Raw genomic sequence first — 24,033 nt, 5'->3', positions numbered from 1 at the left:
AATACTATGGCGAAATTTTTCATTTTGGCTTTTATCGCCATTGTTTGTCTGGCTGTATACGGCATTGTTCGAAAAGCGCGGGGACTCAAAAGAGAAAACCTAATCGATAGTTTTGAATTTCCCGCCAACATTGCCGAAAAAGTGCTGGACAAATACCCACATCTGAAGACCGCAGAAGTGGATATGGTGATGGATGGTCTGCGAGAGTACTTTCACATTTGTAATATCGCGGGTCGAAAAATGGTGTCCATGCCTTCACAGGCGGTTGATGTGGCCTGGCACGAATTTATTCTCTTTACCCGGTTGTACCAGAATTTTTGCACCCGCTGTTTTGGCCGCTTTTTACATCACACGCCGGCCGAGGCCATGAAATCCCCTACAGACGCACAAAAAGGCATAAAAACCGCCTGGCGTATCGCCTGCTTCCGGGAAAACATTCAGCCCAAATCGCCAAACAAATTGCCTTTGTTGTTCGCACTGGATGCCAAACTGAATATTCCGGATGGCTTTAAATATGCTGTGGATTGCACTAAAGCTGGTAATCATCCCTATTGTGGCTCACATATCGGCTGCAGTACCGGGTGTGCAGGAAGTTGTTCAGGAGACAGCAGCGGATGCAGCAGTGGCTGTGGAGGTGGAGACTGATCAGCCATGGCGCATCAGCCCCCTTGCTTTTGGCGTCTTGAAGATACGGGGCTACTGAAGCAATTGTAAAAACAAAGCCGGTTGCTCAATCATCACCAGATGCTCCTGACTTTCCAGTACCAGTAACTTGCGGTGTTTAGCTTTGGTCAGCGATTTATAATGTGAGCGGGCGTCTTTTCGCCACAGTTGCAAGCCTTCGATGGCTTCAGCATCATCACTGCGGTTGATATAGCCCTGTTCAAAATCAGTATCAACAATAACCATTGCGGTTTCTTCCGGCCAGGCGAGCTGGATTGCGGTCTGCAGATCCTCGCCATAAATCGCAATTTCCTTAAACAAATTTACCTGGTTAGGGATCTGCTCACGGGCCTCCATAACCTGTTGCAACCAGCTTTTCTGTGCTTCGCTCAGATTCGGAGCCAACTGTGTAATCTGTTCCAGCTCAATGGCATTCTTCTCCTGAACACGAGCAATATACTTTCCTTCAGATAAATACTCAGCGTACTTTTTCTGGTTTTCTTTAAAGGGCTTGGCATCAGATTGATAACGTGCCACAGAAAACTCAGTCAATACATCCGGATCCACCAATAACACTTTTTCCGGAGACCATTGGGGGTAATCAGCCAGCAACTTTAAAACCGTCATGTTGGACGATGCAAAGGCCAATATCGAAAATTGCTTAACCTGGTACTCCTTAAGTGCAGCATTCACCTGACTGGCAAAAGCGATATAGCCAAGTTCTGGCGATTCACTACCCAATCCGATAGCAGGTCTGTCGACGGCCAAAACATTGTATTGTTGTTGCAGTACAGGGGCCACGGTTACCCACCAGGCGGCATCTGAATTCCAGTGATCGTTTGGGCCCGATAGCAGCACAACGGTTGGCGCGGATGGCTCAGTGGCGGCCCAATAAAAAGTTTGAAATTGCTGTTCGCCGTCTTGTAACACTTTTGCTTCAGCGGCAGCCAAACTGGTGGTGCTCATTAAGAGCACAAAAAACAGAATAATTTTCCCCGGCATTCTATTGCTCCGATATTTTTTATCTATTTGTTGCATAGCCACAGATAAAAGCAAAGTCGCAATCGGTCAGCGCCATAAATTTCCGATAAATGACATAAGACAGGTTTTATTGCTGGATTTCTGAAAAGTCGGCATTGACTAATTTAGCCAGATCGTGGGCAGATAACTCGATTTCCAGCCCCCGCTTGCCAGCGCTGACATAAATAGTATCCAGTACCATTGCGGATTTATCGATGATGGTTTTTAGGCGCTTCTTTTGACCCAATGGACTGACGCCACCTAAAACATAACCCGTAGAACGTTGCACAGCAGCCTGCTGAGCCATTGATGCCTTTTTCACTTTGCAGGCAGTGGCCATTAACTTCATACTTAGCATTGAACAGACCGGCAAAACCGCCACAGCCAGACTGCCGTCGTCCAGCTCCACCACCAGGGTTTTAAATACCCGCGCCTCGTCAACCCCCAACTTCTCGGCAGCTTCGCTACCATAGGATTCAGTCGTAGAGTCATGTTGATATTGGTGAATTTTGTGCGCTACTCTGGCCTTTTTAGCCAGATTAATTGCTGGGGTCATGATCTTCCTTAATATCTTCGAGATAAGGTTTAAACAGAATTATCAGGCAATCGCCTTTTCATATTGGTCACGGCGGATTTTTAACACGTAGCAGCTCTCTCCCTGAATTTTCTTACTTTCAATAAATTTAAAACCCAGACGGGCGTAAAAGCGCTGCGCTTTAACATTGTTAGCTATCGGGTCCACCAGCAAGGCGTGTACATCCGGATTGGCAAAGCACAATGCCATAGCCAGTTGCATCATTTGAGTGCCATAACCTTTATTTAAATTTTCCGCTTCCCCTATCCAGATTTCAATAGCGCGAAGCTTTCTGGATACGTTCCCCCAGCGGTGTGCTTCGTCGTCATATGGATCATAAATTTGCAAAAAACCAATGGGTTGACCGTTTTCCTCAGCCATCAGTTGCTCTCGCCATTCGGGCTTGCGCTGCAACTCTTTTTCCCAATTATAATTTGCGTCTGAACCGGCATCTACCACATGGGCCTGCTGATGCCACCATTGTAACACCTCTAGATCGTCGATTGAGGCGGGACGAAGTTCCATGTAGGTTTCCGATTAATAACAAGGAGTTAATAACCTAAGTATTGTCGATCTCAAAGAAATTGCATTATACAAAATCATCAAAGTGCTTGTGACCGTCTTTGTCCCTGTATAATCCCGGGGATTCTTCGTCATCCACAATTTTTTGCTGGTGATTAACCTTAGCTGTCAGCTGTTTTTCTTCATCATTTAACGGCCGAAAGCGGGCTTCCTTATCAACAGGCTTAACGTTTCTCGGCTCGGGCTTGTAGGGCACCCGGCTCAATCTGGGTAGTATGTAAAACAACATATCTCCAGCCATGGCCTTACTCCATATCAATGGTCTTACCTTTTATATCGGTCACAATTCAAACAATTCAAGTTTTAAGGTTTGTTTTATTCCCGAATTCGTACAAAACTTGTATATAAGATACCATTTTGGAATACCTGACCATGAAACAGGCGATTGCAATTTGCCGAAATGTTGGTTATTGTTTTTCACGAATTATTTAACAGCCACCTATTTGGAAAGAATTACCGAATTATGTTTAACCTGAAAGCACACTCTCACCACCATCATCCAGCGTGACCTTTCAGGTTTATGCCGGAAGGTCTATATGATTGCCTTCCGGAGAAAAAATTTTATTACCCCCGGAAGGAGACTTTCGGGGGTTTTTTCGTTTTAGGGGCCAAACTTTTTAGCATTGATTAACAGGAATGAACCATGACAGATGCCAAAAGACTCAGAATTGCAGTACAAAAATCTGGACGACTTAGCGAGAAAAGTATCAGTTTGCTCAAAGCCATTGGCGTGAAACTGGCAATTCAGGACCGTTTGTTAATGGCGCATTCCACCAACATGCCCATCGACCTGATGCGGGTGCGTGATGACGACATTCCCGGCCTGGTAATGGATGGTGTGGTTGACCTTGGCTTTATCGGTGAAAATGAGCTGGAAGAAAAGATGCTGGAGCGCCAGTCTGCCGGTAAAAATTATAAATACGAAGTATTGCGCCAACTGGACTACGGTGGTTGCCGCTTATCTATTGCAGTTCCCAATGAGTTTCAGTACGACTCGGTGAACTCACTTGCCGGTAAAACGGTAGCGACGACCTACCCTTACTTGCTGGAACGCTTCTTTAAAGAGCAGAAAGTGGATGCCACCTGTGTCATGTTAACAGGCTCAGTAGAAGTGGCTCCGCGAGCCGGGCTGGCCGATGCTATCTGCGACCTGGTTTCTACCGGTGCCACACTGGAAGCCAATGGCCTGAAAGAAGAGGAAGTGATCTTCCGCTCCACGGCAACCTTAATTCAAAGACCGCAACCGTTAAGCCCTGAAAAACAAAATCTGATTGACCGACTACTGCCCAGAATCAATGGCGTAATGCAGGCTAAAGAAAGTAAATACATTATGCTGCACGCCCCGATAGCCTGTATTGAGGAAGTGAAACAACTATTGCCAGGCTCTGAAGATCCAACGGTACTGCCATTGGCCGGAAACCAGGAAAGCGTAGCAGTACACGTAGTCAGCCCAGAAAATCTGTTTTGGGAAACTATGGAACGCTTAAAAGCCCTGGGCTGTCGCTCTATCCTGGTAATGCCCATCGAAAAGATGATGGAATAACCATGTCAGCAATCATGCCAAACCTAATCGACTGGCAACAGGCTAGTCCGCAACAGCAACAAGAAGCCCTTGCTCGTCCGGTGGCGAGTAATGCCGATAATGTCAGAGTGGCGGTTGCACAGATACTGACCCGCATCAAAAACGAAGGGGACACCGCTCTAAAGCAGCTAACTCTGCAATTTGATAAAGTGCAATTGCAATCGCTGCAACTGAGTGCCGCTGCAACTCAGGCATTAGCCGACAAACTGGATGCTAAGGTGAAAAGGGCCATTGATGTAGCCTATGAGAATATTCTGAAGTTTCACCAGAAACAGGCTTATCAGGACTTCGCCACAGAGACATCGCAGGGGGTAACCTGTGAACTGCGCTACGCTCCGATAGAAGCCGTGGGTCTTTACATTCCCGGCGGTACGGCTCCTCTGCCTTCAACCGTATTAATGGTGGGCGTTGCTGCCAAAGTGGCCGGATGTGAAAAGCGCATTCTGTGCACTCCGCCCAATCAGCAAGGCGAAATCCATCCCGCGATTGCCTATGCAGCTTTGCGCTGTGGTATTACAGAAATCAATCTTGTGGGCGGTGCTCAGGCTATTGCCGCCATGGCATTTGGCACAGAGACGGTCAGTCGTGCTGATAAAATATTTGGCCCTGGCAATGCTTTTGTTACTGAAGCCAAGCAACAGGTGAGTACCCTGCCCGGTGGCCCGGCAATTGACATGCCTGCTGGCCCGTCAGAAGTGTTAGTGCTTGCCGACAATACCGCCAACCCAGATTTTGTAGCTTCTGATTTGCTGTCTCAGGCTGAGCACGGCACAGATTCCCAGGCCATCCTGGTGTCTGACAGCCAATCACTTATTGAAGCAACACAACAAGCAGTTACCCAACAATTGCAGACGTTGAGTCGCAACGAAATTGCCACAGCAGCAATGCAAAATGCGCGCTACATCCTGACCGATTCAGTAGCAACCTCAGTTGCTGTGAGTAATCTGTATGCGCCAGAACACCTGATTGTACAAACTCAGGATGCCAGAGGGTTATTGCCCGCCATAAAAAATGCTGGCTCTATATTTCTTGGCAAGTGGTCGCCTGAATCAGCGGGTGACTATGCCAGTGGCACCAATCACGTATTGCCTACCTACGGCTATGCCCGCAATTACTCCAGCCTGGGGGTCGCTGACTTTTTGCGACGTTACACAGTGCAGGAATTAAGTTTTGACGGACTGCAATTAATTGGTGACGCCATCATGGACCTGGCCGATGCAGAAGGTCTGGATGCCCACAAAAATGCCGTCGCCATTCGCTTAGCGGCTCAGGAGGAAAAGTAACCTCATGGACAAACAATTTATCGATAATTTAACCTGCGACTTCGTACGGGATCTCACTCCATACGAGTCAGCCAGACGTTTATTCAGTGGCGGCAACGATTGGCTAAATGCCAACGAGTCGCCTTTCAGCAACGAGTTTAGTCTCAATACACAGCGCTTTAACCGCTATCCTGACTGTCAGCCTGAACCCCTATTAAACGCCTATGCACAATACGCCGGTTTAGACAAAGAACAGGTGCTGGTGTCTCGTGGTGCCGATGAGGGCATTGAGCTATTGATCCGTGGCTTTTGTAATCCGGGCAAAGACAGCATATTAATCTGTCCGCCAACCTACGGCATGTATGCCATCAGCGCACAGACCTTTAATGTTGATGTGCAAAAAGCCCCGTTAAACAGTGACTTTAGTCTGGATCTTGCGGCACTAGAGAACATTGCTCAGTCAGGTAACTTACCAAAACTGGTATTTTTGTGTTCCCCGAATAACCCGACTGGGACGGTAATTCCACAGAATCAAATTCTGGCAGTGCTGGAGCTTTTTGCCGGAAAATCGCTGGTGGTGGTTGATGAGGCATACATCGAATTTAGTAAAGACCAGACTCAAACCCAGCTATTAGCGCAAAACCCGCACCTGGTTATTTTGCGCACCCTGTCTAAAGCATACGCACTGGCGGGGATCCGCTGCGGATTCATCCTGGCCAGCAACGACATCATCAAAGTGTTGCTTAAGGTTATCGCACCCTATCCGGTGTCAGATCCCGTAGCCCAGATAGCCAAACAGGCGTTATCCAGCTCAGGCGTCGCATTGATGCAAGAGCAGGTAAGCTATCTGCAAAATGAGCAGGAATGGTTGCGCACACAACTGGCGAGCCTGCCGGGCATGCAACTGCAAGGTGACAACAAAGCTAACTTTCTGCTGTATCGCTGTCAGCAAAAAGACGCGCTGATGCAATACCTGGTACAAAATGGCGTGCTTATCCGCGACCAGTCAAAACAAATATTATTACAAGATTGCCTGCGCATCACAGTGGGTAACCGCGAAGAAAACCAGCGTCTGGTGGCGCTTATTCAACAGTTTTATCAAGAAGGACAAGCCGCATGAGCCAGCAAGCTATTTTATTTATCGACCGGGACGGCACACTAGTAGAAGAGCCGCCCATCGACAAACAGTTAGATACCCTGGAAAAGCTGGTATTTGAACCCAATGTCATTCCGGCACTCCTAAAATTACAGTCTCAGGGGTTCAGACTGGTTATGGTATCCAATCAGGACGGTCTGGGAACCGATAGCTTTCCACAGGCTGATTTTGATGCGCCTCATGACAAAATGATGCAACTATTTGCAAGTCAGGGCGTTCACTTCGACGAGGTATTAATCTGTCCGCATTTTCAGGAAGACAATTGCAGTTGCCGCAAACCAAAGCTGGGACTGGTGCAAAGTTACCTCACAGAAGGCAAAGTGGACTTTACCCGCTCCTGGGTTATAGGTGATCGCGATACCGACATTCAACTGGCACAAGCCATGGGCATACGCGGCATCAAATACAGTCGCGAAACCCTGAACTGGTCTCACATTGTAGAACAGTTTAATCAGTCAGAGCGCACTGCAACTGTGGTAAGAACCACCTCAGAAACCGATATCCGGGTCGACGTTGACTTAGACAAGCAAGCAAAATCCAGTATCGATACCGGCATTGGCTTTTTTGATCACATGCTGGATCAGATTGCCACTCACGGCGGTATTACCCTAAACGTCAATGTTAAAGGTGATTTGCACATAGATGACCACCACTCAGTAGAGGACACTGCACTGGCTATTGGTGAAGCTCTGCGCAAAGCACTAGGCGATAAACGCGGTATTGGCCGTTTTGGTTTTGCCCTGCCAATGGATGAATGCCGCGCCGAGTGCGTACTGGATATTTCCGCCCGCCCCTTCTTAAAGTTCCAGGCAGATTTCAGTCAGGAAAATGTCGGTGAGATGAATACCCAAATGGTGGGGCACTTTTTCCGCTCGCTGAGTGACAGCATGGGCATTTCATTGCACCTGTCCACGACCGAAGGTAACGCTCACCATCAGGTAGAAAGCCTGTTCAAAGTGTTTGGCCGGGCATTACGTCAGGCGGTTACTAAACAAGGTGATGTGTTACCCAGCAGTAAAGGAGCTTTATAAATGAGCCAGAATCTGGTTATTGTGCACACGGGGTGTGCCAATATTTCCTCATTACAATTTGCGGTAGAGCGCCTGGGCTATAAGGTACTAGTTACCGATGACCCGGCCAGAATTAGCGCTGCGGATAAGGTGTTTCTGCCAGGTGTAGGCGCTGCCGCTGCGGCCATGCAACAAATTGCTGAAAAAGGACTGACCGACTGCTTAAAAACTTTGACTCAACCGGTTTTGGGAATTTGTCTGGGTATGCAGTTACTCACTCGCCATTCCGAAGAAGGCGATGCCGAATGCCTGGGTCTGGTGGATACACAAGTTAAATTGATGCAATCTGACACCCTGACTCTGCCCCACATGGGCTGGAACCAAATTCAGGTAGAACAAGACTGCCCACTGTTTCACAACATCGACAGTGGCAGCTGGTTCTATTTTGTACACGGCTACTGTGTACCCGTGGGGCCACATACATTGGCCAGCACTGAATACAGCCAGCCGTTCTCCGCCAGCATCCGCAACAACAATGTCTACGGGGTACAGTTCCACCCAGAGCGTTCCGGTGATGCCGGCGCACAACTGATTAAAAACTTTATTGAGCAGATTTAAGGACACAGCGTGATTATTCCAGCAATTGATTTAATAGACGGCAGTGTCGTCAGGCTCTATCAGGGCGATTACCAACAAAAAACCCAATATCAACTGGCTCCAGTGGACGTGGTGCACAGTTATGCCGATCAAGGTGCCGAGTGGCTACACATCGTTGATTTAACCGGAGCCAAAGATACCGATAAACGTCAGCTTAGCCTGATCAAAGAAATGGTTGCCACCAAACGCATGCAATTTCAATGTGGCGGCGGTATCCGCAGCGAACAGGACGTGCAACAACTTCTCGATATCGGTGTGGCTCGTGTGGTGATTGGCTCACTGGCGGTCAAAAATCCGGACCTTGTGCAATCCTGGATGCAAAAATACGGCGCCCAACACTTTGTACTGGCCCTGGATATCAACATCAACGCAGCCGGTGAAAAACGCATCGCTACCCATGGCTGGCAAGAAGACAGCGGTGTTGAGTTGGGTAAGCTATTGCAAAGCTATCTGGATTTTGGCGTCGAACAGGTACTGTGTACCGACATCAGTAAAGACGGTACCCTGCAAGGCCCCAACTACGAGTTGTATCAGGAGATGGTGCAGCAATTTCCTTCGGTGAACTGGCAAGCTTCCGGCGGCATTGGCAGCCTGGAAGACATCGAAAAGCTGAAGCCAACGAATGTTCAGGGGGTAATTTTAGGCCGAGCCTTGTTGGAAGGTAAGTTTACTGTCGAGCAGGCCATTGCCTTATGGCAGCAACGGGGAGCACAATAATCATGTTAGCAAAACGCATTATTCCCTGCCTGGATGTACGCGATGGCCTGGTGGTCAAAGGCGTCCAGTTTCGCAATCACGAAATCATTGGTGACATAGTTCCACTGGCAGAAAAATACGCCGAAGCCGGTGCCGATGAATTGGTATTTTATGATATCACCGCCTCCAGTGATCAACGGGTGGTTGATAAAAGCTGGGTTACCCGTATCGCCAAAGTCATCGACATCCCCTTTTGTGTCGCGGGCGGGATCAAAACCCTGGAGGATGCGCAAACAATTCTGGAAATGGGGGCTGACAAGATTTCCATTAATTCGCCAGCACTGGCTAATCCAGAATTGATCACCCAACTCAACCAACGCTTCGGCAAGCAATGTATTGTAGTGGGCATAGACAGCTATTTTAATGCAGATAGCAATACCTACGAGGTATACCAGTTCACCGGTGATGAAAAGCGCACCCAAAATACCGGTAAACAAACCGCCGACTGGGTAAAAGAAGTGCAGCAACGGGGCGCCGGAGAAATCGTGTTAAATTGCATGAATCAGGACGGTGTCAGAAAAGGCTACGACCTGGAGCAGCTAAAAAATATACGTGCCATTTGTTCTGTACCGCTAATCGCTTCGGGCGGTGCGGGTGACATGGCGCACTTTAAAGATGTATTTGAACAAGCCAATGTCGATGGCGCGTTAGCCGCATCGGTATTTCACAAAGGCATTATTGCTATCCCGGATCTGAAACAATATTTAATTGAACAACAAATAGAGATACGTCCATGCGCATAACTACAGACAATATTGAACAACTGGCCTGGGATAAAATGGACGGCTTACTGCCTTGCGTAGTGCAGGATAGCTATACAGGTTCAGTACAAATGTTGGGCTATATGAATCAGGCGGCGCTGGAAAAAACCCTTACCACAGGTAAAGTCACTTTTTACAGTCGCTCTAAACAACGCCTTTGGACCAAAGGCGAAACATCGGGCAACACGCTGGATTTAACCAATATAACGGCAGATTGCGACAAGGACGCCTTGCTGGCGTTGGCTAAGCCCAATGGCCCCACCTGTCATTTAGGGACGCCCACCTGCTGGGATGCAGCCGAAAGTGCTGATTTCACCTTTCTGGCCGAGCTGGAAAAGCTGCTGGCTGAGCGCAAAAATGCCGATCCAGAAAGTAGTTATACAGCAAAGCTATACCAAAAGGGCATTAAACGCATTGCCCAAAAAGTGGGTGAAGAAGGTGTTGAAACAGCGCTGGCTGCTACAGTTAAAGACCTGGAAGAGTTAAAAAATGAGTCGGCTGATTTGCTTTATCATTTGATAGTATTGATGCAAGCCAGTGACCTGTCGTTGCAGGACAGTATCAAGGTGCTCAGAGAGCGTCATAAATAAGCAAATAATGAAGAACAATGAGGCCGATGTCCCTGTCGGTCTCAATGTTCATAATGCCCCACAAAAATAAACGCCATCTTCATAAACCCAGCCTTCATTACTGATATATTTGCCGATAACAAATACAGAACGGTGATTTTGGGTTTAATCATGGTTAATCTGGAATACAAGGGGTTTCTGGGTAGTCTGAATTTTCACTCCGATGCCTGTTATTACTTTGGCAACTTGCAACTAAAGCGGGATAAAGTCGTGTATCAGGCTGCGTCTATTGCTGAATTGGAAAGTAGCTTCAGAAATTCAGTTGATAATTATCTGGCTGATTGTGCGGCTTTTGGTATTGAACCCGGTTAGTGATCCTATTTATAACCTGCGCCGTAACCTATTACAGCACCCTTCAGTGCTATTTGTGTGTTCTTCGAAGCTCGTCGCCCGGCGAGCTTTTTTTAACCACAATCTTGCTGAAGATCGTAATAGCCTGTCTTCAAAATTTTATTAACTCTGGCCTTCACTGAAGCCACTTCCGTGTCTTCCACGCTTTGCAACAAACTGGCAGTTTCTGCCTGATAATAAGGAAACTGTAATGCAACTTCATGAATACCGTTGTAGGCCCAGGCTCGCACAAACTTTTTTGAGTCATTGAGTAAGCCTTTTAAATACTGAAATAAATCATGGCTGATTTCCCGCTCAATATTTATGTGTGCCAAAGATTGCAGGATATGTAAGCGACTTTCCCAATGACTCAGTCCCATCAAACAGTGCAATACCTGCTGACTCTGTGAGTTATCGAACAGAAACCCCTGTTCCAGATGATGTTTTAGGATCCAGGAAGCCGCCCTTTCCGTATCAGGGCTCTTAAGACAGTCCACTAACCTGGCTTCAAAGCGACGGGCACACCGAAAATGCTCATAGGTATTGAGCAGTTCTTCAGTATTTGAGGCATCACACCACGTCAGAGCTTGCTGAAACGACACCAGGTAAACTTCCCGAAATAAATGAGCTTCCACATTAACATCAAGCCAGCAAGATCACAAAATTTTGTAGAAATTTCTGTCCTTACCAGTCTATGCCTTTTTGCACTTTGATACCTGCTTCAAAAGCATGTTTTGTATTGTTAATTTCACTAACAGTATCTGCCATTTCAAGTAACTGTTTATGTGCACCTCGCCCGGTGACAATAACATGCTGCTGCTCTGGCCGCTGACTAATCGTATCCAACACTTCGTCCAAATCCAGATAATCATAGGACAACATATAGGTAAGCTCATCCAGCATGACGACATCAATGCTGGCATCGGTCAGTAGCTTTTTCGCTTCGACCCAAACGGCTTCGGCTGCAGCTATATCCTTTTCCCGATCCTGAGTATCCCATGTAAAGCCAGTATTCATCACAGCGAAACTGACTCCTACCTTGCTGAGTAAGTTGCGCTCTCCACACTCCCAGTTACCTTTGATGAACTGAACAACCCCAGCTGTCATACCATGGCCAACCGCCCGAGTTATCATGCCAAAACCGGAAGTTGACTTGCCTTTACCGTTGCCTGTCAGCACCAGTAATAAGCCTTTATCATCCGTTGCGGCGGCAATTTTAGCATCCACCTTTTCTTTTAATCTGGCCATTCTGGCTTTATGCCGCTCGTTGCGAATTTGTTGTTTTTTGTCCGTGCTTTCCAAAACAATCCTCTTTTACAATGAAAAAACCATACTTATCAATTACTTATGAATTTTTCGTGATTTTTTTAAATTTTTCTCTTGAATGAATCCAGCGCCAACCTATCTATTTATCAACGACGCTGATGAGGGTCGTAAAACTGCCGCCACAATGGGGCGTTTTTTTAAACATTTTAACATATTGCTTAACGAGGATATGACTATGCGTACTATTGATTTATCACCACTTTATCGTTCATTCATCGGTTTTGACCACCTGGCATCCATGATAGATGCGGCTTCTCAGAATGAAAAACAAGCCAGCTACCCTCCTTACAACATTGAGCTGTTAGAGGAAGACAAATATCGCATTACCATGGCTGTGGCCGGATTTGGTCAGGACGATATTACCATTGAAGTACAGGAAAATACCTTGTCTGTAACCGGTAAAAAAGAAAGCAAAGAAGCTCAAAACGAAAAACGCTTTTTGCACAAGGGTATTTCCGAACGTAACTTCGAACGCAAGTTCCAACTAGGTGACCATGTCAAAGTGTTAACCGCGGATATGGAACATGGCTTATTGCACATTGACCTTGAGCGGGTTATCCCAGAAGCAAAGAAGCCGAGAAAGATTGAGATTGGCAGCAATTTGCTGGAAAGCAAATAACCGCAACCTGGCGAATTGTGTGTTTCCCCAGAAAACCCCGGCTTGCCGGGGTTTTCTCGTTTAGATATGTGAAGGTTGGGTAAAAAGAGGTAGCAAGTTAGCCACAATCAAAATCAGGAAAATAATAAAAGTGGATAGAGTGCCCATAAACCGCTGCCAACTAACGCCGAAGTGATGGCGCAATCCATAAGCGTGGATCAATCTCGCCAAAATTAACCACCAACCACAGACATGTAACAGTATTTCGTGAGTGCCATTAAGCTCTGCAATACACATTAACACCAAGGCAAAAGGCACATACTCGGCGAAGTTTCCATGGGCCCGCATTACCTGCAGCATGTGGCGATCATTACCATCCCCAAGCCCAACCTGACTAGCACGGCGCTGAACAATCACAAGAATCGCAAGATAAACGTAGATAGCAGCCAATAAACTGCCGTAGAACGCCGTAACAGGAAGTAACATATAGGGTGTCCGAAGGTTTTTCTTAGATTGTAGTCCTGAATCAAGATAAAAAAAAACCCACTAACGTGGGTTTTTCGAAAGCTTTACAAATTAACCGAGTAACTTGCCTAACTTATCGCTGACTTCCGCCACTGGCTGTGAGCCATCAATCTTGTGATATTGGCAACTTCCGGCATCCGCTTCAGATTTGTAATAGTCCACCAAAGGCTTTGTTTGCTCATGGTAAATACCCAGACGCTTACGCACGGTGGCTTCTTCGTCATCAGGGCGAATAACCAGGTCATCACCAGTTACATCGTCTTTGCCTTCAACCTTAGGCGGGTTGTAGCTGATGTGATAAACACGACCAGAACCTGGGTGCACACGACGCCCGGCCATACGCTCTACAATAATTTCATCATCTACATCAAATTCAATGCAATGATCAACAGTGATACCTGCATCCTTCATTGCATCGGCCTGCGGGATTGTGCGAGGGAAGCCATCTAACAGAAAGCCTTTTTGACAATCAGCCTGAGCAACGCGCTCTTTAACCAAGCCAATAATTAATTCGTCAGAGACAAGCTTACCCTCGTCCATGACTTTTTTGGCCGCTAAACCTAACTCTGTTCCCGCTTTAATAGCAGCGCGCAGCATATCCCCAGTTGAAATTTGTGGAATGCCGAACTTACCCATCAGATATTGAGCCTGGGTGCCTTTACCTGCACCGGGTGCACCGAGAAGAATGATGCGCATACTGTTTGTCTCCCTAGACTGAACCGACAAAAATTAAAAAATAATCCGAAACTTTACACATTCAATGGCAGTGAAACAAGGCTAAATGCCCGACTTGTGGCGAATTAGTGTCAAAGCTCGTGAAATTTATATTTTTACCCATAAAAAAAGGGCAGATGTTTCTGCCCTATTTCAGATAATTTGCTGTTATTTAGCCAAGTCTAATAACAGACTGTTCAACTGCTTCACGAAAATGGCAGGATCTTTCAGGTTACCCTGCTCAGTTAATGAAGCCTGATCCAGGATTACGTTGGCCCACTTGGCAAATTGCTCTTCATCCTGAACATTTGCCATCACCTTGATCAACGCGTGTTCAGGGTTCACTTCCAGATCGTATTTCATCTCTGGAACAGCCTGACCCGCGGCTTCCATCAACTTCTTCATCTGAGTCGTCATACCAAACTCGTCAGCCACCACACAGGCTGGAGAATCTGTCAGACGGTGTGAGAACTTAACGTCTTTGACTTTATCGCCCAAAGCTTCTTTGATGCGGTCAGTTAAACCAGCCACTTCTTTTTCCGCTTCTTCCTGTGCTTTTTTAGTTTCTTCGTCTTCCAGGTCACCCAAATCCAGGGCACCACGAGCAATAGACTGGAAGGACTTTTCGTTAAACTCAGTCAGATGCGACATCAACCATTCATCAATGCGATCCGCCATCAATAAGACTTCAATACCTTTCTTCTTGAAGATCTCAAGGTGAGGACTGTTTTTCGCCGCTTCGTAACTGTCTGCAGTTACGTAGTAGATCTTTTCCTGACCTTCTTTCATGCGCTCGATGTAGTCAGCCAGAGAAACAGTTTGGGCGCTGGAGTCTTCATGGGTAGAAGCAAAGCGCAACAGGCCTGCAATCTTTTCTTTATTAGCGAAATCTTCCGCTGGGCCTTCTTTAATTACGTTACCAAACTCATTCCAGAAGCCCTGGTATTTTTCAGGGTCATTTTTAGCAATGCGCTCCAGCATCTGTAAAACTTTTTTAGTACAGGCCTGACGCATAGACTGAGTAACTTTGTTGTCCTGCAAAATTTCGCGGGAAACGTTCAAAGGCAAATCGTTAGAATCCAATAAACCTTTTACGAAACGCAGGTATACCGGCATAAACTGTTCGGCGTCATCCATAATGAAAACGCGTTGTACGTATAATTTCAGGCCGTGTGTCTGGTCGCGGTTCCACAAATCAAATGGCGCTTTAGAGGGAATATACAACAGTGAGGTGTATTCGTTTTTACCTTCAACTTTGTTGTGTGACCAGGTTAGTGGGTCGCCAAAGTCATGGGAGATATGCTTGTAAAACTCTTTGTATTCATCTTCGCTGATATCAGACTTATCGCGGCTCCAAAGCGCAGTTGCTTTGTTGATAGTTTGCCACTCGCCTGGTACCGCTTCGATTTTTTCGCCGTCTTCACCTTCAGACTCTGGTACTTCCTCTTTCCAGGTTTCTACCGGAATGGAAATGTGGTCAGAGTATTTAGTTACGATAGACTTCAGACGCCAGTCGTCAAGGAACTCTTTTTCATCATCGCGCAGGTGCAGAATGATGTCAGTGCCTCGGTTCGCTTTTTCAATGGTGGCAACCGCAAACTCGCCTTCACCTTCAGAAATCCACTCAACACCGGCCGCCGCATCTTCGCCCGCTTTACGAGTTCTGACAGTCACTTTGTCAGCTACGATAAATGCCGAATAAAAACCAACACCGAACTGACCGATAAGTTGAGAGTCTCTTGCCTGATCACCAGACAACTTGCTGAAAAACTCTGCTGTACCCGATTTAGCAATGGTACCTAAGTGAGTGATAACTTCTTCTTTAGTCATCCCGATACCGTTGTCGGAAATAGTCAGAGTGCCGGCATCTTTGTCGATGCTCAAACGCACCCGAAGATTGCCATCGTTCTCGTACAGACTATCGTTCGACAATGCGTTAAAACGCAATTTATCTGCCGCATCGGCAGCATTGGAAATAAGCTCACGTAGGAAAATCTCTTTGTTGGAATAAAGAGAGTGAATCATTAGTTGCAGAAGTTGTTTTACTTCTGTTTGAAAACCGTGGGTTTCATGTTGCACAGCGTCAGCCATTGCTTTTTTACTCCTGATATAACTTTAATATCAATAAACCAATGCAAACTGAACGATGGCACAGTTGGGGCCATACTTAACATCAGTTTCCGCCTAATTTGCATTGCTTATTCATATAGGTCTTGCCGACCCAATTCTGGGAAATTGCCAGATCACATTTTTTTTACATGGAAGGAAATAGGGGCAACAAGGTTATTTTCAATAGTAAAATGACAGAAATCTGTGACTTTCCTTTAAAGAGGAATTCTCAGGACGTGATTACAGATGGTGCTTTTCTTGGTTTACAGGGACGGTTCTGCATCTGGTTTGGCTGGTATGTCTTATTTGAACTACATAGAAGTAGTGAATAGCGATTTTGTAGGAGAAAAAATCGGCCTGTCGGACAGCGGTGGTTGAATTGGGCAGCGGCGTCTGAATAAATTCAGACCTACAAAGGTAGATTCGACTTGAGCTAAAGGGATTTAGTGAATAGCGATTTTGTAGGAGAAAAAATCGGCCAGTCGGACAGCAGTGGTTGAATTGGGCAGCGGCGTCTGAATAAATTCAGACCTACCAAGGTAGAAAGGTTCGACTTGAGCTAAAGGGATTTAGTGAATGCCGATTTTGCAGGAGCAAAAAATCGGCCAGTCGGACAGCGGTGGTTGAATTCGGCAGCGGCGTCGGAATAAATTCCAACCTACAGAATCTACGTAGGCGAATGCTGGTATCAGAGAGAACTACGGGTTTTAAATGCTCGACCCAGAGTATTGCTGTCAACCTGCTCAAGTTCACCACCAATGGGAACGCCCTGAGCCAGACGAGTTACGGGGATCTCCAGTCCTTTGCACATCTCAGTGATGTAATAGGCGGTGGCCTCCCCTTCCATGGTGAAATTGGTGGCCAAGATCACCTCACTCACAGCGCCCTCAGTCAGACGTTGCTGTAACAAAGGCATGCCAATTTCAGATGGGCCTACACCATCCAAAGGCGATAACTTTCCCATCAGTACGAAATAGATGCCGGAAAACTCACCGCTTTGTTCAATGGCGATAACGTCCTGAGGACTTTCCACCACACAGAGCAATCCCGAAGCAGCCCGCTCTTCATCGCTGCAAATTTCGCACTGACGCTGCTCGGTAAAATTCCGACAGGTTTCACAATGCTGCACATGCTCCATCGCATCGTGCAACGCCGCGCTCAACTTTAGCGCTCCGGTGCGATTTTTTTGCAACAATGAGAATGCCATGCGTTGGGCACTTTTTGCCCCAACACCTGGCAAACAACGCAAGCTGTCAATCAGCTCATTGATCAGTGGACTAAACTTCATCAGAGTTTATCGTCTGTTAAATCCGTTCAATTAAAACGGCATTTTGAAGCCGGGAGGTAATGGCATACCACCAGTCGCTTCTGACATTTTTTCCTGAGAGGCTTCTGCAACTCGACGCACAGCGTCATTAACCGCCGCCGCCATCAGATCTTCAATCAGTTCTTTTTCGTCTTCCATCAGGCTGTCATCGATGTCAACACGCTTGATGTTGTGATTACCCATCATGGTAACCTTAACCATACCAGCACCGGCTTCACCTACCACTTCCAGGTTGGCGATATCTTCCTGCGCTTTTTGCATTTTATCCTGCAACTGTTGGGCTTGCTTCATAATGTTGCCCATACCACCGCCTTTAAACATAATCTTCTCCGATTTTATCTTGGTTCAATTGTTTCGTTGAGCACGGCGCCCGAAAAAGCGTTACATAGCGCTTTAACACCTTCGTCCTCATGTATTGTTTGTTCTGCACGTTGTTGCCGCATATTGTCGATTGCATACTGCACCGCCGCGGGGGTATCTATCACTTCGCCAATATGGGCGGATACCCGCACATCGTGCTGTAATGTTTCCGACAGAGCTTCCTCAATAGCACTTAATGCAGTATCGGTAAACAAATGCCGTTGATGTTCTGACACCATCAGTTTTACATCATCTCCCTGCAAAACATAGTTACTATGCAGGGCCAGTTGTTTGTTTAAGCCGCCAATACCGGATTGCTCAATGAGCTGACTCCAGGTATCTAACTGACTGGCTTTGACGACTTTATTGTTGTTAACCTTAAATGGGATCTCAAAATCCACCGACACTTTAGGGATCGGTCCGGCAAAAAGCTCGTGATAATCCTCTTCGCTTTCTTCAGCATCAGTTTCTGTTGTAACAGTCTCTGCAATTACCCTGTCCCGGCCATTCGACTCTTGGTCAGAATCCCAGGGTAAGTCATCATAATTTGCAGGAACGCCATAATCAGCGGGCTCTTCATCATCACTGGCTTCGTCTGCCTGCGCCTGGAAGTCGCTATTGTCCGGAGCTGCAGACTGCAGGTGATGCTGTTGCTCACTTTCTTCCTGGTGCGTTTCCGGGTGCTCATGCACAAATGACTCAGCGGAAAATAAAGCTTCAGCATCCGGCTCATCGTTTTGTTCTGTTGTGTCCGCAGCAGATATTGGCGCATTGTGTGTTGCCACATGTTCATGATTTTGCGCTATTGCAATTTCCGCCGCAACGTCATTATCAGAGATATGAGGTTCAGAGACTGGCTTTGCAAGTACCTCATCAGAAGCAGATGCTGGCACTGATGTAGAATTAACTCCAGATTGCAAAATATCATCCTGATAAACCGCAGACTCAGCATTGTTGTCGCCATCAGTTTTAATCATTGCTGAAACAGAATCGGCCAGTTGCTCCTTTGGGCTATTCTCTTCTGTGATGTTTTCTTCTGCGGCCTTTTCTTCAGAAACGCTATCTTTGACATTCAAAGCCTGATGACTTTCTCTGGGGGCCTTTTCGCTTTGGTACCTGGTTGGTTTCTCGCCGCTGCTCTTTTCCTCTTCCGTTACTTTGGACAGTGTGCCCATTAACTCAAGTAAAGACAGCGTATCTTTAGTGGAAGACTTTTTAGTTTCGACTGAAGACGTGGCTGTAGTGGAATTATTTATAGCGCTGGCTGGGCTCGGTGCATTGACAGAAATATCCGCATCGGAGTAACTGTCAGACATTTCGCCCATTTGCGATAACATCTGATAATCGTCTACCCTAGTGTCAGATTCGTAATCTAAAGCAGCATAGCCAGATTCATCAATATATCCTGATGTTTCGGTGTAATCGCTAACAGGATTATCATCCCCTGCAACGTGGTTTTGTTCGGCGAGGGTCGCTTCACTTTGGTTCTGGGGAGTGGCTGTTTCAGCAACCTTGATAACGCTATCCTCTCCACCCGACTCATCCAGTGTCTCGTCTGACGTGCTATTTGACAGTGGTCTCAGGTTTTCGGCCTGAGCTAAAATCCCGGTAACTTCGCTCTGTAGCGCTTCGGCCTGAGCATCTGAATCTTGGTCCAGGGATTCAGGGTTATTCTGTGCAGGTTCTAAGCCCTGGTTTTCATTACTATCATTTTCAGCAATACCTTTTTCAGTAATATCTTTTTCAGCTATCGGAGCTACTTCAACATTGGAAGTTGCAGAGTCACTGATTACCTCTTGCGACGTGGTATTTGTCGCAGGTACGTCAGGAACGGAACTTGTTTCGGATGCGACTTCAACCGGCTGCGTCAGAGTTTTTTTTTCAGCAACGGTTCCCGGCACTTGAGTTTCCGGCAACTGTTCAGCAGCATTCGCCACAGCAGAGACAGGTGCAGATAAGACCGCTAAATTACTGATAGTTTCTGCTGCTTCATGCGCAGAGGCTTTAAACTTGTCCAGGTTTGCCGCGATATTGTCCGGTGTAAACGCCAGCATACGCAGCACTGTCATTTCAAACCCGATGCGAGCTTCTTGTGCCCAGTCAATGTCCTTTCGGCCTTGTAATGCTATCTGATATAACAATTGAACTTGTTCTGGTGGCACTGAACGCGCCCAGTTAAACACCAGTCTTGCCTGTGTGGTTTCCAGCTTACAGGCTTCAGGAACAAACTGCGTTAACGCCACCTGATGAAAAACACTCATCAGTTCAGAAAGCGCACTTTTGAAATCTGCGCCGCTTAAGGCCAGTTCTTCTATTAACTGAAATACCTGAAGCTTTTCTTTTTTAAGTATAGCGTGGATGATACGACTGATTTTATCGTTATCAATCAAACCCAGCATATCCGTTACCACAGCCGATCTGACTTCGCCATTGCCTTGGGCGATTGCCTGATCAGTTAAGCTCAGGGCATCTCGCATACTGCCATGGGCCGATTTAGCCAATAGCGCTAATGCCTGTTCATCATATGGCAAGCTTTCTTGCTGCAAAATATAGGATAACTGACCACTGATTTGCTCTCTGGTTAACGCTTTGAGGTTAAACTGCAGGCAGCGAGATAAAATAGTAATAGGCAGCTTTTGGGGATCTGTTGTTGCCAGCAGAAACTTAACGTGTGGAGGGGGTTCTTCCAAGGTTTTTAGCAGAGCATTAAAGCTGTGCTTAGACAACATGTGAACCTCATCGATAAGGTACACTTTGTAATCGCCACGAGTGGGGCGATACTGCACATTGTCCAGTAGCTCACGGGTATCTTCTACCTTGGTACGGGATGCTGCATCGATTTCCAACAGATCAACAAAGTTGCCCTGCTCAATATCCTTACAACTGGAACAAACTCCACAAGGGTTAGAGGACATTCCCTTATCACAGTTGAGACTGCGAGCGAAGATGCGGGCAATTGTGGTTTTACCTACACCTCGGGTACCGGTAAACAAATAAGCATGATGTAGTCGGTTGTTATCTAAGGCATTACTAATGGCATTGACCACATGCTCTTGCCCAACTAATTCAGAAAACTTTCCCGGACGCCATTTTCTGGCCAGCACCTGATAACTCAAGGGAATTAATCTCCGTCAAACTGACATAAGGCAGCACTCTTGATGCCGTGTTCAGCTAACTTTTGCTCTCCACCTAAATCCGGTAATGAAACCACAAATCCTGCGTGCTCAACCACTCCACCTAACTGGCGAATTAAGTTTGCCGTTGCCACCATAGTGCCACCGGTTGCTAGCAGATCGTCAATCATCAGCACTTTTTCGCCATGAAACACTGCATCTTTGTGCATTTCCAGACAGTCTTCACCGTATTCCAGTTGATAGCTTTCGCTAATGACTTCCCTGGGTAGTTTACGCGGCTTACGCACTGGTACAAAACCGATACCCAACTCCAATGCCAAAGGTGCACCGAAGATAAAGCCACGAGCTTCAGTACCTGCGACGCGATCAAAAGACATGCCTGAAAACTGTTCAGCGAGAAGCTGGATAGAAAATTTAAAGGCTTTTGGGTCCTGCATAAGCGAGGTAACATCGCGAAACATGATACCTGGCTTAGGGTAGTCAGGAACGGTCAATATAGCGGACTTAACGATTTCAGCAGACAAAATGGCGCTTCCTTAAAGTGAGACGTATTACAAAAATACGCTGATGCCGACAAAGATGTGCATTAAAGGAAATAGTACTGCTGCTACAAGAATAGCTAAAACATACTTCATGTTAAACGGGTCGTGTGGCCCGTCGTGTGATTCGTTTGCCATGATAAATTCACCTGAAAAATTAATGCCACAATGTTAATCATTTTAGCACTGCGAGGCAATCAGATGCGCCTAAAGTTACCAATAACTGTTCAGTATCAAGCCAAATTCTGTCAATCCGGGATAAATATTTGTTTACTGAGCATATCCACAACAATTTCTTGCGTGGCATTGTCTACCTGCTCTGTTGGCAGATGAGGCAAGGCCTCTCTCATTATTTGCTGTACTTGTTGCAATCTGCAGATTTCCAGAGTTAACACCTGATTTACTAAAAAGGCAGTAACCTGATTAATCTGAGAAAAATGAACTTCATCATCCCAATCCCTGTGCACCACAAAATAATTGGGTTCCGCAGATGTCTCTGTCGGGATAAACTCAGGAGATATTTGATGCACTGGCCACTGATAACTCACTAACTCCGCCAGCGGTGAGAGTTTAAATCTCCCGCCCTCATCCCCAGCTTGCCATAATTGCAGTTCAGCTGACTTGCGAACGCTGACATCCAGTTCCAGCCATTCGTAGTGTGCTAACTCTGCCAAAAAGGGAAATGGGTATTGCTCTTCAGGTAATTGATTAGCAACGAATTCTACAAATTCTTTACTGATATCAACAAAATAAGGAGAGCGACAATCGTGGCAACGAAAGAAGTCTTTCGCTAGCTGTGACCAATGCGGTTCAGAAAGAATCGAATTTAACACCGGAAAACCAGAGCTTAAGAAGCCCAGAATATTGTTAAAAAACAAATCCCGATAAATCTTCATACGACGCTCTTCGATCCCTGGCAAACTGGCCACCTGCTCCGGGTCCCGAATATGCGCCATAAACTCTTGCTGTATCTGACTAAAACTCAAAATCAGGCCCTCATACTGTTGATTTGTTGATGCTTAGCTTGAATGCGTTTGATCTGACGCACTTCCTGTAACAGCTCCTCCATAGGGGGAATATTGAAATCTCGCTCCAGCAAAGTGGGAAACACCCCATGTAACTCATAAGCTTTGTCTAACAGCGCCCAAACTTGGTCAATAACATCAGCACCGTGAGTATCAACAATCAGGTCCTGCGCTTCGTTGTAATGGCCTGCAATATGACCATAGGCAATCTTACCTGTAGGGATAGCCTGCAGAAAAGCGAACGGGTCATAGCCATGGTTTGTGGCATTAACGTAAATATTATTAACATCCAACAGTAACAAGCACCCGGATTTTTCTAACACCTGTTGGGTAAATTCCAATTCGGACATTTCCTGTCCAGGGGCGGCGTAATAGGAAACATTTTCTAACACCAATGGTCTTTGCAATATATCCTGTACCTGTTGAACCCTGCTTACCACATGATTCACCGCTTCCTGGGTAAAGGGAATCGGCATCAAATCATACATATGCCCCTTGCCTGAGCAATAACTCAGGTGCTCGCTGTAATATAAGACACTGTGCAGCTCCAGGAATGCCTTCACCTGCTTAACAAAGCTAACATCTAATTTTTCGGGAGAGCCAATAGACAAGGACAGACCATGACTGACAAAACAGTTGTTGCTCGTATATGCCTTTAACTGCTTTTCATATTTACCGCCAAACGGGATCCAATTTTCCGGAGCCACTTCCCAAAAATCCACTTCATTCGGCAAGCCTTCCTGTAACTCAGAGGACATTTCGCGACGAAGTCCTAAACCCGCCCCTGATAATTGCTGCATCTAATTTCTCCGTTAATGAAAGCTCGGATCAAAAAAGGCTGGTTTCCCAGCCTTTTTATTATGTCACCATGTGATTAGGCTTGACCACCACACTTGCCTTCACCACATTTACCTTCCTTATCTTTTTTACCTTCTTTTTTGTCGCCGCCGCATTTGCCTTCGCCGCACTTACCTTCTTTACCAGACTTGTCGCCGCCACATTTACCTTCGCCGCACTTGCCTTCTTTGCCGGACTTGTCGCCGCCACATTTACCTTCGCCGCACTTGCCTTCTTTTTCAGACTTTCCATCTTTGCCGGCCTTGTCACCGCCGCACTTGCCTTCGCCACACTTGCCTTCTTTCTCAGACTTTCCTTCTTTACCGGATTTGTCGCCACCACATTTACCTTCGCCGCACTTACCTTCAGCAGCGCTTTGCATATACCCTGAGTCCAGTGTATTGAGAGCAAATGGGCTTGCATTCGCCTGTACACTAACTGATGCCAAAGAACCGATAACCACTGCGCCTAAGGCCGTTGCAATACCTGACTTTTTAATTTGTTTCATAGTTGATTCCTTAAATCACTGTTGATAAGTACGACATCTTTAAATCGTT

27 protein-coding genes and 1 other annotated feature are annotated in these 24,033 nt (G+C 46.4%); of the genes, 11 read left to right on the top strand and 16 right to left on the bottom strand.

Going from position 1 to position 24,033, the window contains the following annotated elements; translation table 11 throughout:
- Positions 1 to 6 precede the first annotated feature (6 nt).
- Positions 7 to 645 (top strand): glycine-rich domain-containing protein, encoded by a 639-nt coding sequence (locus ACXAD8_RS22560; protein ID WP_475232677.1) that lies wholly within the window; start codon positions 7 to 9, stop codon positions 643 to 645.
- Between the two features lie 51 nt (positions 646 to 696).
- Here the strand turns inward: ACXAD8_RS22560 and ACXAD8_RS22555 are convergent, their stop codons facing one another.
- From ACXAD8_RS22555 to ACXAD8_RS22540, 4 genes are all read right to left on the bottom strand, one after another.
- Positions 697 to 1,629, bottom strand: a complete 933-nt coding sequence (locus ACXAD8_RS22555) for an alpha/beta fold hydrolase (RefSeq protein WP_475232675.1) — start codon at positions 1,627 to 1,629, stop codon at positions 697 to 699.
- A 142-nt stretch (positions 1,630 to 1,771) separates the two neighbouring features.
- Positions 1,772 to 2,239, bottom strand: coding sequence for a Cys-tRNA(Pro) deacylase (gene ybaK / locus ACXAD8_RS22550; RefSeq protein WP_475232673.1), 468 nt, complete (start codon positions 2,237 to 2,239; stop codon positions 1,772 to 1,774).
- 42 nt (positions 2,240 to 2,281) lie between these two features.
- The gene (locus ACXAD8_RS22545; RefSeq protein WP_475232671.1) at positions 2,282 to 2,782 is read right to left on the bottom strand and encodes a GNAT family N-acetyltransferase; all 501 of its coding nucleotides are present in this window, start codon (positions 2,780 to 2,782) and stop codon (positions 2,282 to 2,284) included.
- A 64-nt stretch (positions 2,783 to 2,846) separates the two neighbouring features.
- Positions 2,847 to 3,080, bottom strand: coding sequence for a hypothetical protein (locus ACXAD8_RS22540; RefSeq protein WP_475232669.1), 234 nt, complete (start codon positions 3,078 to 3,080; stop codon positions 2,847 to 2,849).
- 245 nt (positions 3,081 to 3,325) lie between these two features.
- Positions 3,326 to 3,439, top strand: a sequence feature (His leader region).
- 43 nt (positions 3,440 to 3,482) lie between these two features.
- Here ACXAD8_RS22540 and hisG point away from each other — a divergent pair.
- The 9 genes from hisG to ACXAD8_RS22495 all read left to right on the top strand — a co-directional run bounded on the left by hisG (position 3,483) and on the right by ACXAD8_RS22495 (position 10,964).
- Positions 3,483 to 4,382 carry an ATP phosphoribosyltransferase gene (gene hisG, locus ACXAD8_RS22535; RefSeq protein ID WP_475232667.1) on the top strand — a complete coding sequence of 300 codons (900 nt, stop codon included), beginning with the start codon at positions 3,483 to 3,485 and terminating at the stop codon, positions 4,380 to 4,382.
- A gap of 2 nt (positions 4,383 to 4,384) precedes the next feature.
- On the top strand, positions 4,385 to 5,704 hold the full coding sequence (gene hisD, locus ACXAD8_RS22530) for a histidinol dehydrogenase (RefSeq protein WP_475232665.1): 1,320 nt from the start codon (positions 4,385 to 4,387) through the stop codon (positions 5,702 to 5,704).
- Between the two features lie 4 nt (positions 5,705 to 5,708).
- Entirely contained in the window at positions 5,709 to 6,803 is a 1,095-nt protein-coding gene (gene hisC / locus ACXAD8_RS22525; RefSeq protein WP_475232663.1) for a histidinol-phosphate transaminase, read from the top strand.
- On the top strand, positions 6,800 to 7,870 hold the full coding sequence (hisB, locus tag ACXAD8_RS22520) for a bifunctional histidinol-phosphatase/imidazoleglycerol-phosphate dehydratase HisB (RefSeq protein ID WP_475232662.1): 1,071 nt from the start codon (positions 6,800 to 6,802) through the stop codon (positions 7,868 to 7,870). The genes hisC and hisB overlap by 4 nt, the downstream gene beginning before the upstream one ends.
- Positions 7,871 to 8,467 carry an imidazole glycerol phosphate synthase subunit HisH gene (gene hisH, locus ACXAD8_RS22515; protein WP_475232660.1) on the top strand — a complete coding sequence of 199 codons (597 nt, stop codon included), beginning with the start codon at positions 7,871 to 7,873 and terminating at the stop codon, positions 8,465 to 8,467.
- Between the two features lie 9 nt (positions 8,468 to 8,476).
- Positions 8,477 to 9,223: a 1-(5-phosphoribosyl)-5-[(5-phosphoribosylamino)methylideneamino]imidazole-4-carboxamide isomerase gene (hisA, locus tag ACXAD8_RS22510; RefSeq protein ID WP_475232658.1), complete on the top strand. Its 747-nt coding sequence runs from the start codon at positions 8,477 to 8,479 to the stop codon at positions 9,221 to 9,223.
- Between the two features lie 2 nt (positions 9,224 to 9,225).
- On the top strand, positions 9,226 to 10,005 hold the full coding sequence (gene hisF, locus ACXAD8_RS22505; RefSeq protein ID WP_475232657.1) for an imidazole glycerol phosphate synthase subunit HisF: 780 nt from the start codon (positions 9,226 to 9,228) through the stop codon (positions 10,003 to 10,005).
- A complete protein-coding gene (gene hisIE, locus ACXAD8_RS22500) occupies positions 9,996 to 10,613 on the top strand; it encodes a bifunctional phosphoribosyl-AMP cyclohydrolase/phosphoribosyl-ATP diphosphatase HisIE (protein ID WP_475232655.1) in 618 nt (205 codons plus the stop codon). Before hisF ends, hisIE begins: the two co-directional genes overlap by 10 nt.
- Before the next feature lie 150 nt (positions 10,614 to 10,763).
- Entirely contained in the window at positions 10,764 to 10,964 is a 201-nt protein-coding gene (locus ACXAD8_RS22495; RefSeq protein WP_475232653.1) for a hypothetical protein, read from the top strand.
- A gap of 92 nt (positions 10,965 to 11,056) precedes the next feature.
- Here ACXAD8_RS22495 and ACXAD8_RS22490 read toward each other — a convergent pair whose 3' ends face one another.
- On the bottom strand, positions 11,057 to 11,617 hold the full coding sequence (locus ACXAD8_RS22490) for a hypothetical protein (protein WP_475232651.1): 561 nt from the start codon (positions 11,615 to 11,617) through the stop codon (positions 11,057 to 11,059).
- 49 nt (positions 11,618 to 11,666) lie between these two features.
- Complete coding sequence (gene cobO / locus ACXAD8_RS22485) at positions 11,667 to 12,290, bottom strand: cob(I)yrinic acid a,c-diamide adenosyltransferase (protein ID WP_475233068.1); 624 nt, start codon at positions 12,288 to 12,290, stop codon at positions 11,667 to 11,669.
- Between the two features lie 193 nt (positions 12,291 to 12,483).
- Between cobO and ACXAD8_RS22480 the strand changes: the two genes are divergently transcribed.
- Entirely contained in the window at positions 12,484 to 12,927 is a 444-nt protein-coding gene (locus ACXAD8_RS22480) for an Hsp20 family protein (RefSeq protein WP_475232649.1), read from the top strand.
- Between the two features lie 60 nt (positions 12,928 to 12,987).
- On the opposite strand, the gene ACXAD8_RS22475 is transcribed toward ACXAD8_RS22480, so the two are convergent.
- From ACXAD8_RS22475 to ACXAD8_RS22430, 10 genes are all read right to left on the bottom strand, one after another.
- Positions 12,988 to 13,392: an MAPEG family protein gene (locus tag ACXAD8_RS22475; RefSeq protein WP_475232647.1), complete on the bottom strand. Its 405-nt coding sequence runs from the start codon at positions 13,390 to 13,392 to the stop codon at positions 12,988 to 12,990.
- Positions 13,393 to 13,482: 90 nt separating this feature from the next.
- On the bottom strand, positions 13,483 to 14,127 hold the full coding sequence (gene adk, locus ACXAD8_RS22470; protein ID WP_475232645.1) for an adenylate kinase: 645 nt from the start codon (positions 14,125 to 14,127) through the stop codon (positions 13,483 to 13,485).
- A 186-nt stretch (positions 14,128 to 14,313) separates the two neighbouring features.
- Entirely contained in the window at positions 14,314 to 16,236 is a 1,923-nt protein-coding gene (gene htpG, locus ACXAD8_RS22465) for a molecular chaperone HtpG (RefSeq protein ID WP_475232643.1), read from the bottom strand.
- Positions 16,237 to 16,942: 706 nt separating this feature from the next.
- Positions 16,943 to 17,542 carry a recombination mediator RecR gene (gene recR / locus ACXAD8_RS22460; RefSeq protein WP_475232641.1) on the bottom strand — a complete coding sequence of 200 codons (600 nt, stop codon included), beginning with the start codon at positions 17,540 to 17,542 and terminating at the stop codon, positions 16,943 to 16,945.
- 30 nt (positions 17,543 to 17,572) lie between these two features.
- Positions 17,573 to 17,902 carry a YbaB/EbfC family nucleoid-associated protein gene (locus ACXAD8_RS22455; RefSeq protein ID WP_475232639.1) on the bottom strand — a complete coding sequence of 110 codons (330 nt, stop codon included), beginning with the start codon at positions 17,900 to 17,902 and terminating at the stop codon, positions 17,573 to 17,575.
- Positions 17,903 to 17,916: 14 nt separating this feature from the next.
- Positions 17,917 to 21,057: a DNA polymerase III subunit gamma/tau gene (dnaX, locus tag ACXAD8_RS22450; protein WP_475232637.1), complete on the bottom strand. Its 3,141-nt coding sequence runs from the start codon at positions 21,055 to 21,057 to the stop codon at positions 17,917 to 17,919.
- A gap of 5 nt (positions 21,058 to 21,062) precedes the next feature.
- A complete protein-coding gene (apt, locus tag ACXAD8_RS22445; protein ID WP_475232635.1) occupies positions 21,063 to 21,599 on the bottom strand; it encodes an adenine phosphoribosyltransferase in 537 nt (178 codons plus the stop codon).
- A 263-nt stretch (positions 21,600 to 21,862) separates the two neighbouring features.
- Entirely contained in the window at positions 21,863 to 22,600 is a 738-nt protein-coding gene (locus ACXAD8_RS22440) for an HvfC family RiPP maturation protein (RefSeq protein WP_475232633.1), read from the bottom strand.
- A 2-nt stretch (positions 22,601 to 22,602) separates the two neighbouring features.
- A complete protein-coding gene (locus ACXAD8_RS22435; RefSeq protein WP_475232631.1) occupies positions 22,603 to 23,439 on the bottom strand; it encodes an HvfB family MNIO-type RiPP peptide maturase in 837 nt (278 codons plus the stop codon).
- Positions 23,440 to 23,513: 74 nt separating this feature from the next.
- The gene (locus tag ACXAD8_RS22430) at positions 23,514 to 23,984 is read right to left on the bottom strand and encodes an HvfA family oxazolone/thioamide-modified RiPP metallophore (RefSeq protein WP_475232630.1); all 471 of its coding nucleotides are present in this window, start codon (positions 23,982 to 23,984) and stop codon (positions 23,514 to 23,516) included.
- Positions 23,985 to 24,033: the final 49 nt, after the last annotated feature.

It is taken from the genome of Planctobacterium sp. AWH2_060 (assembly GCF_056158425.1).
The sequence above is the reverse complement of the archived record's forward strand: the minus strand, read 5'-3'. Positions and strand labels throughout refer to the sequence as shown.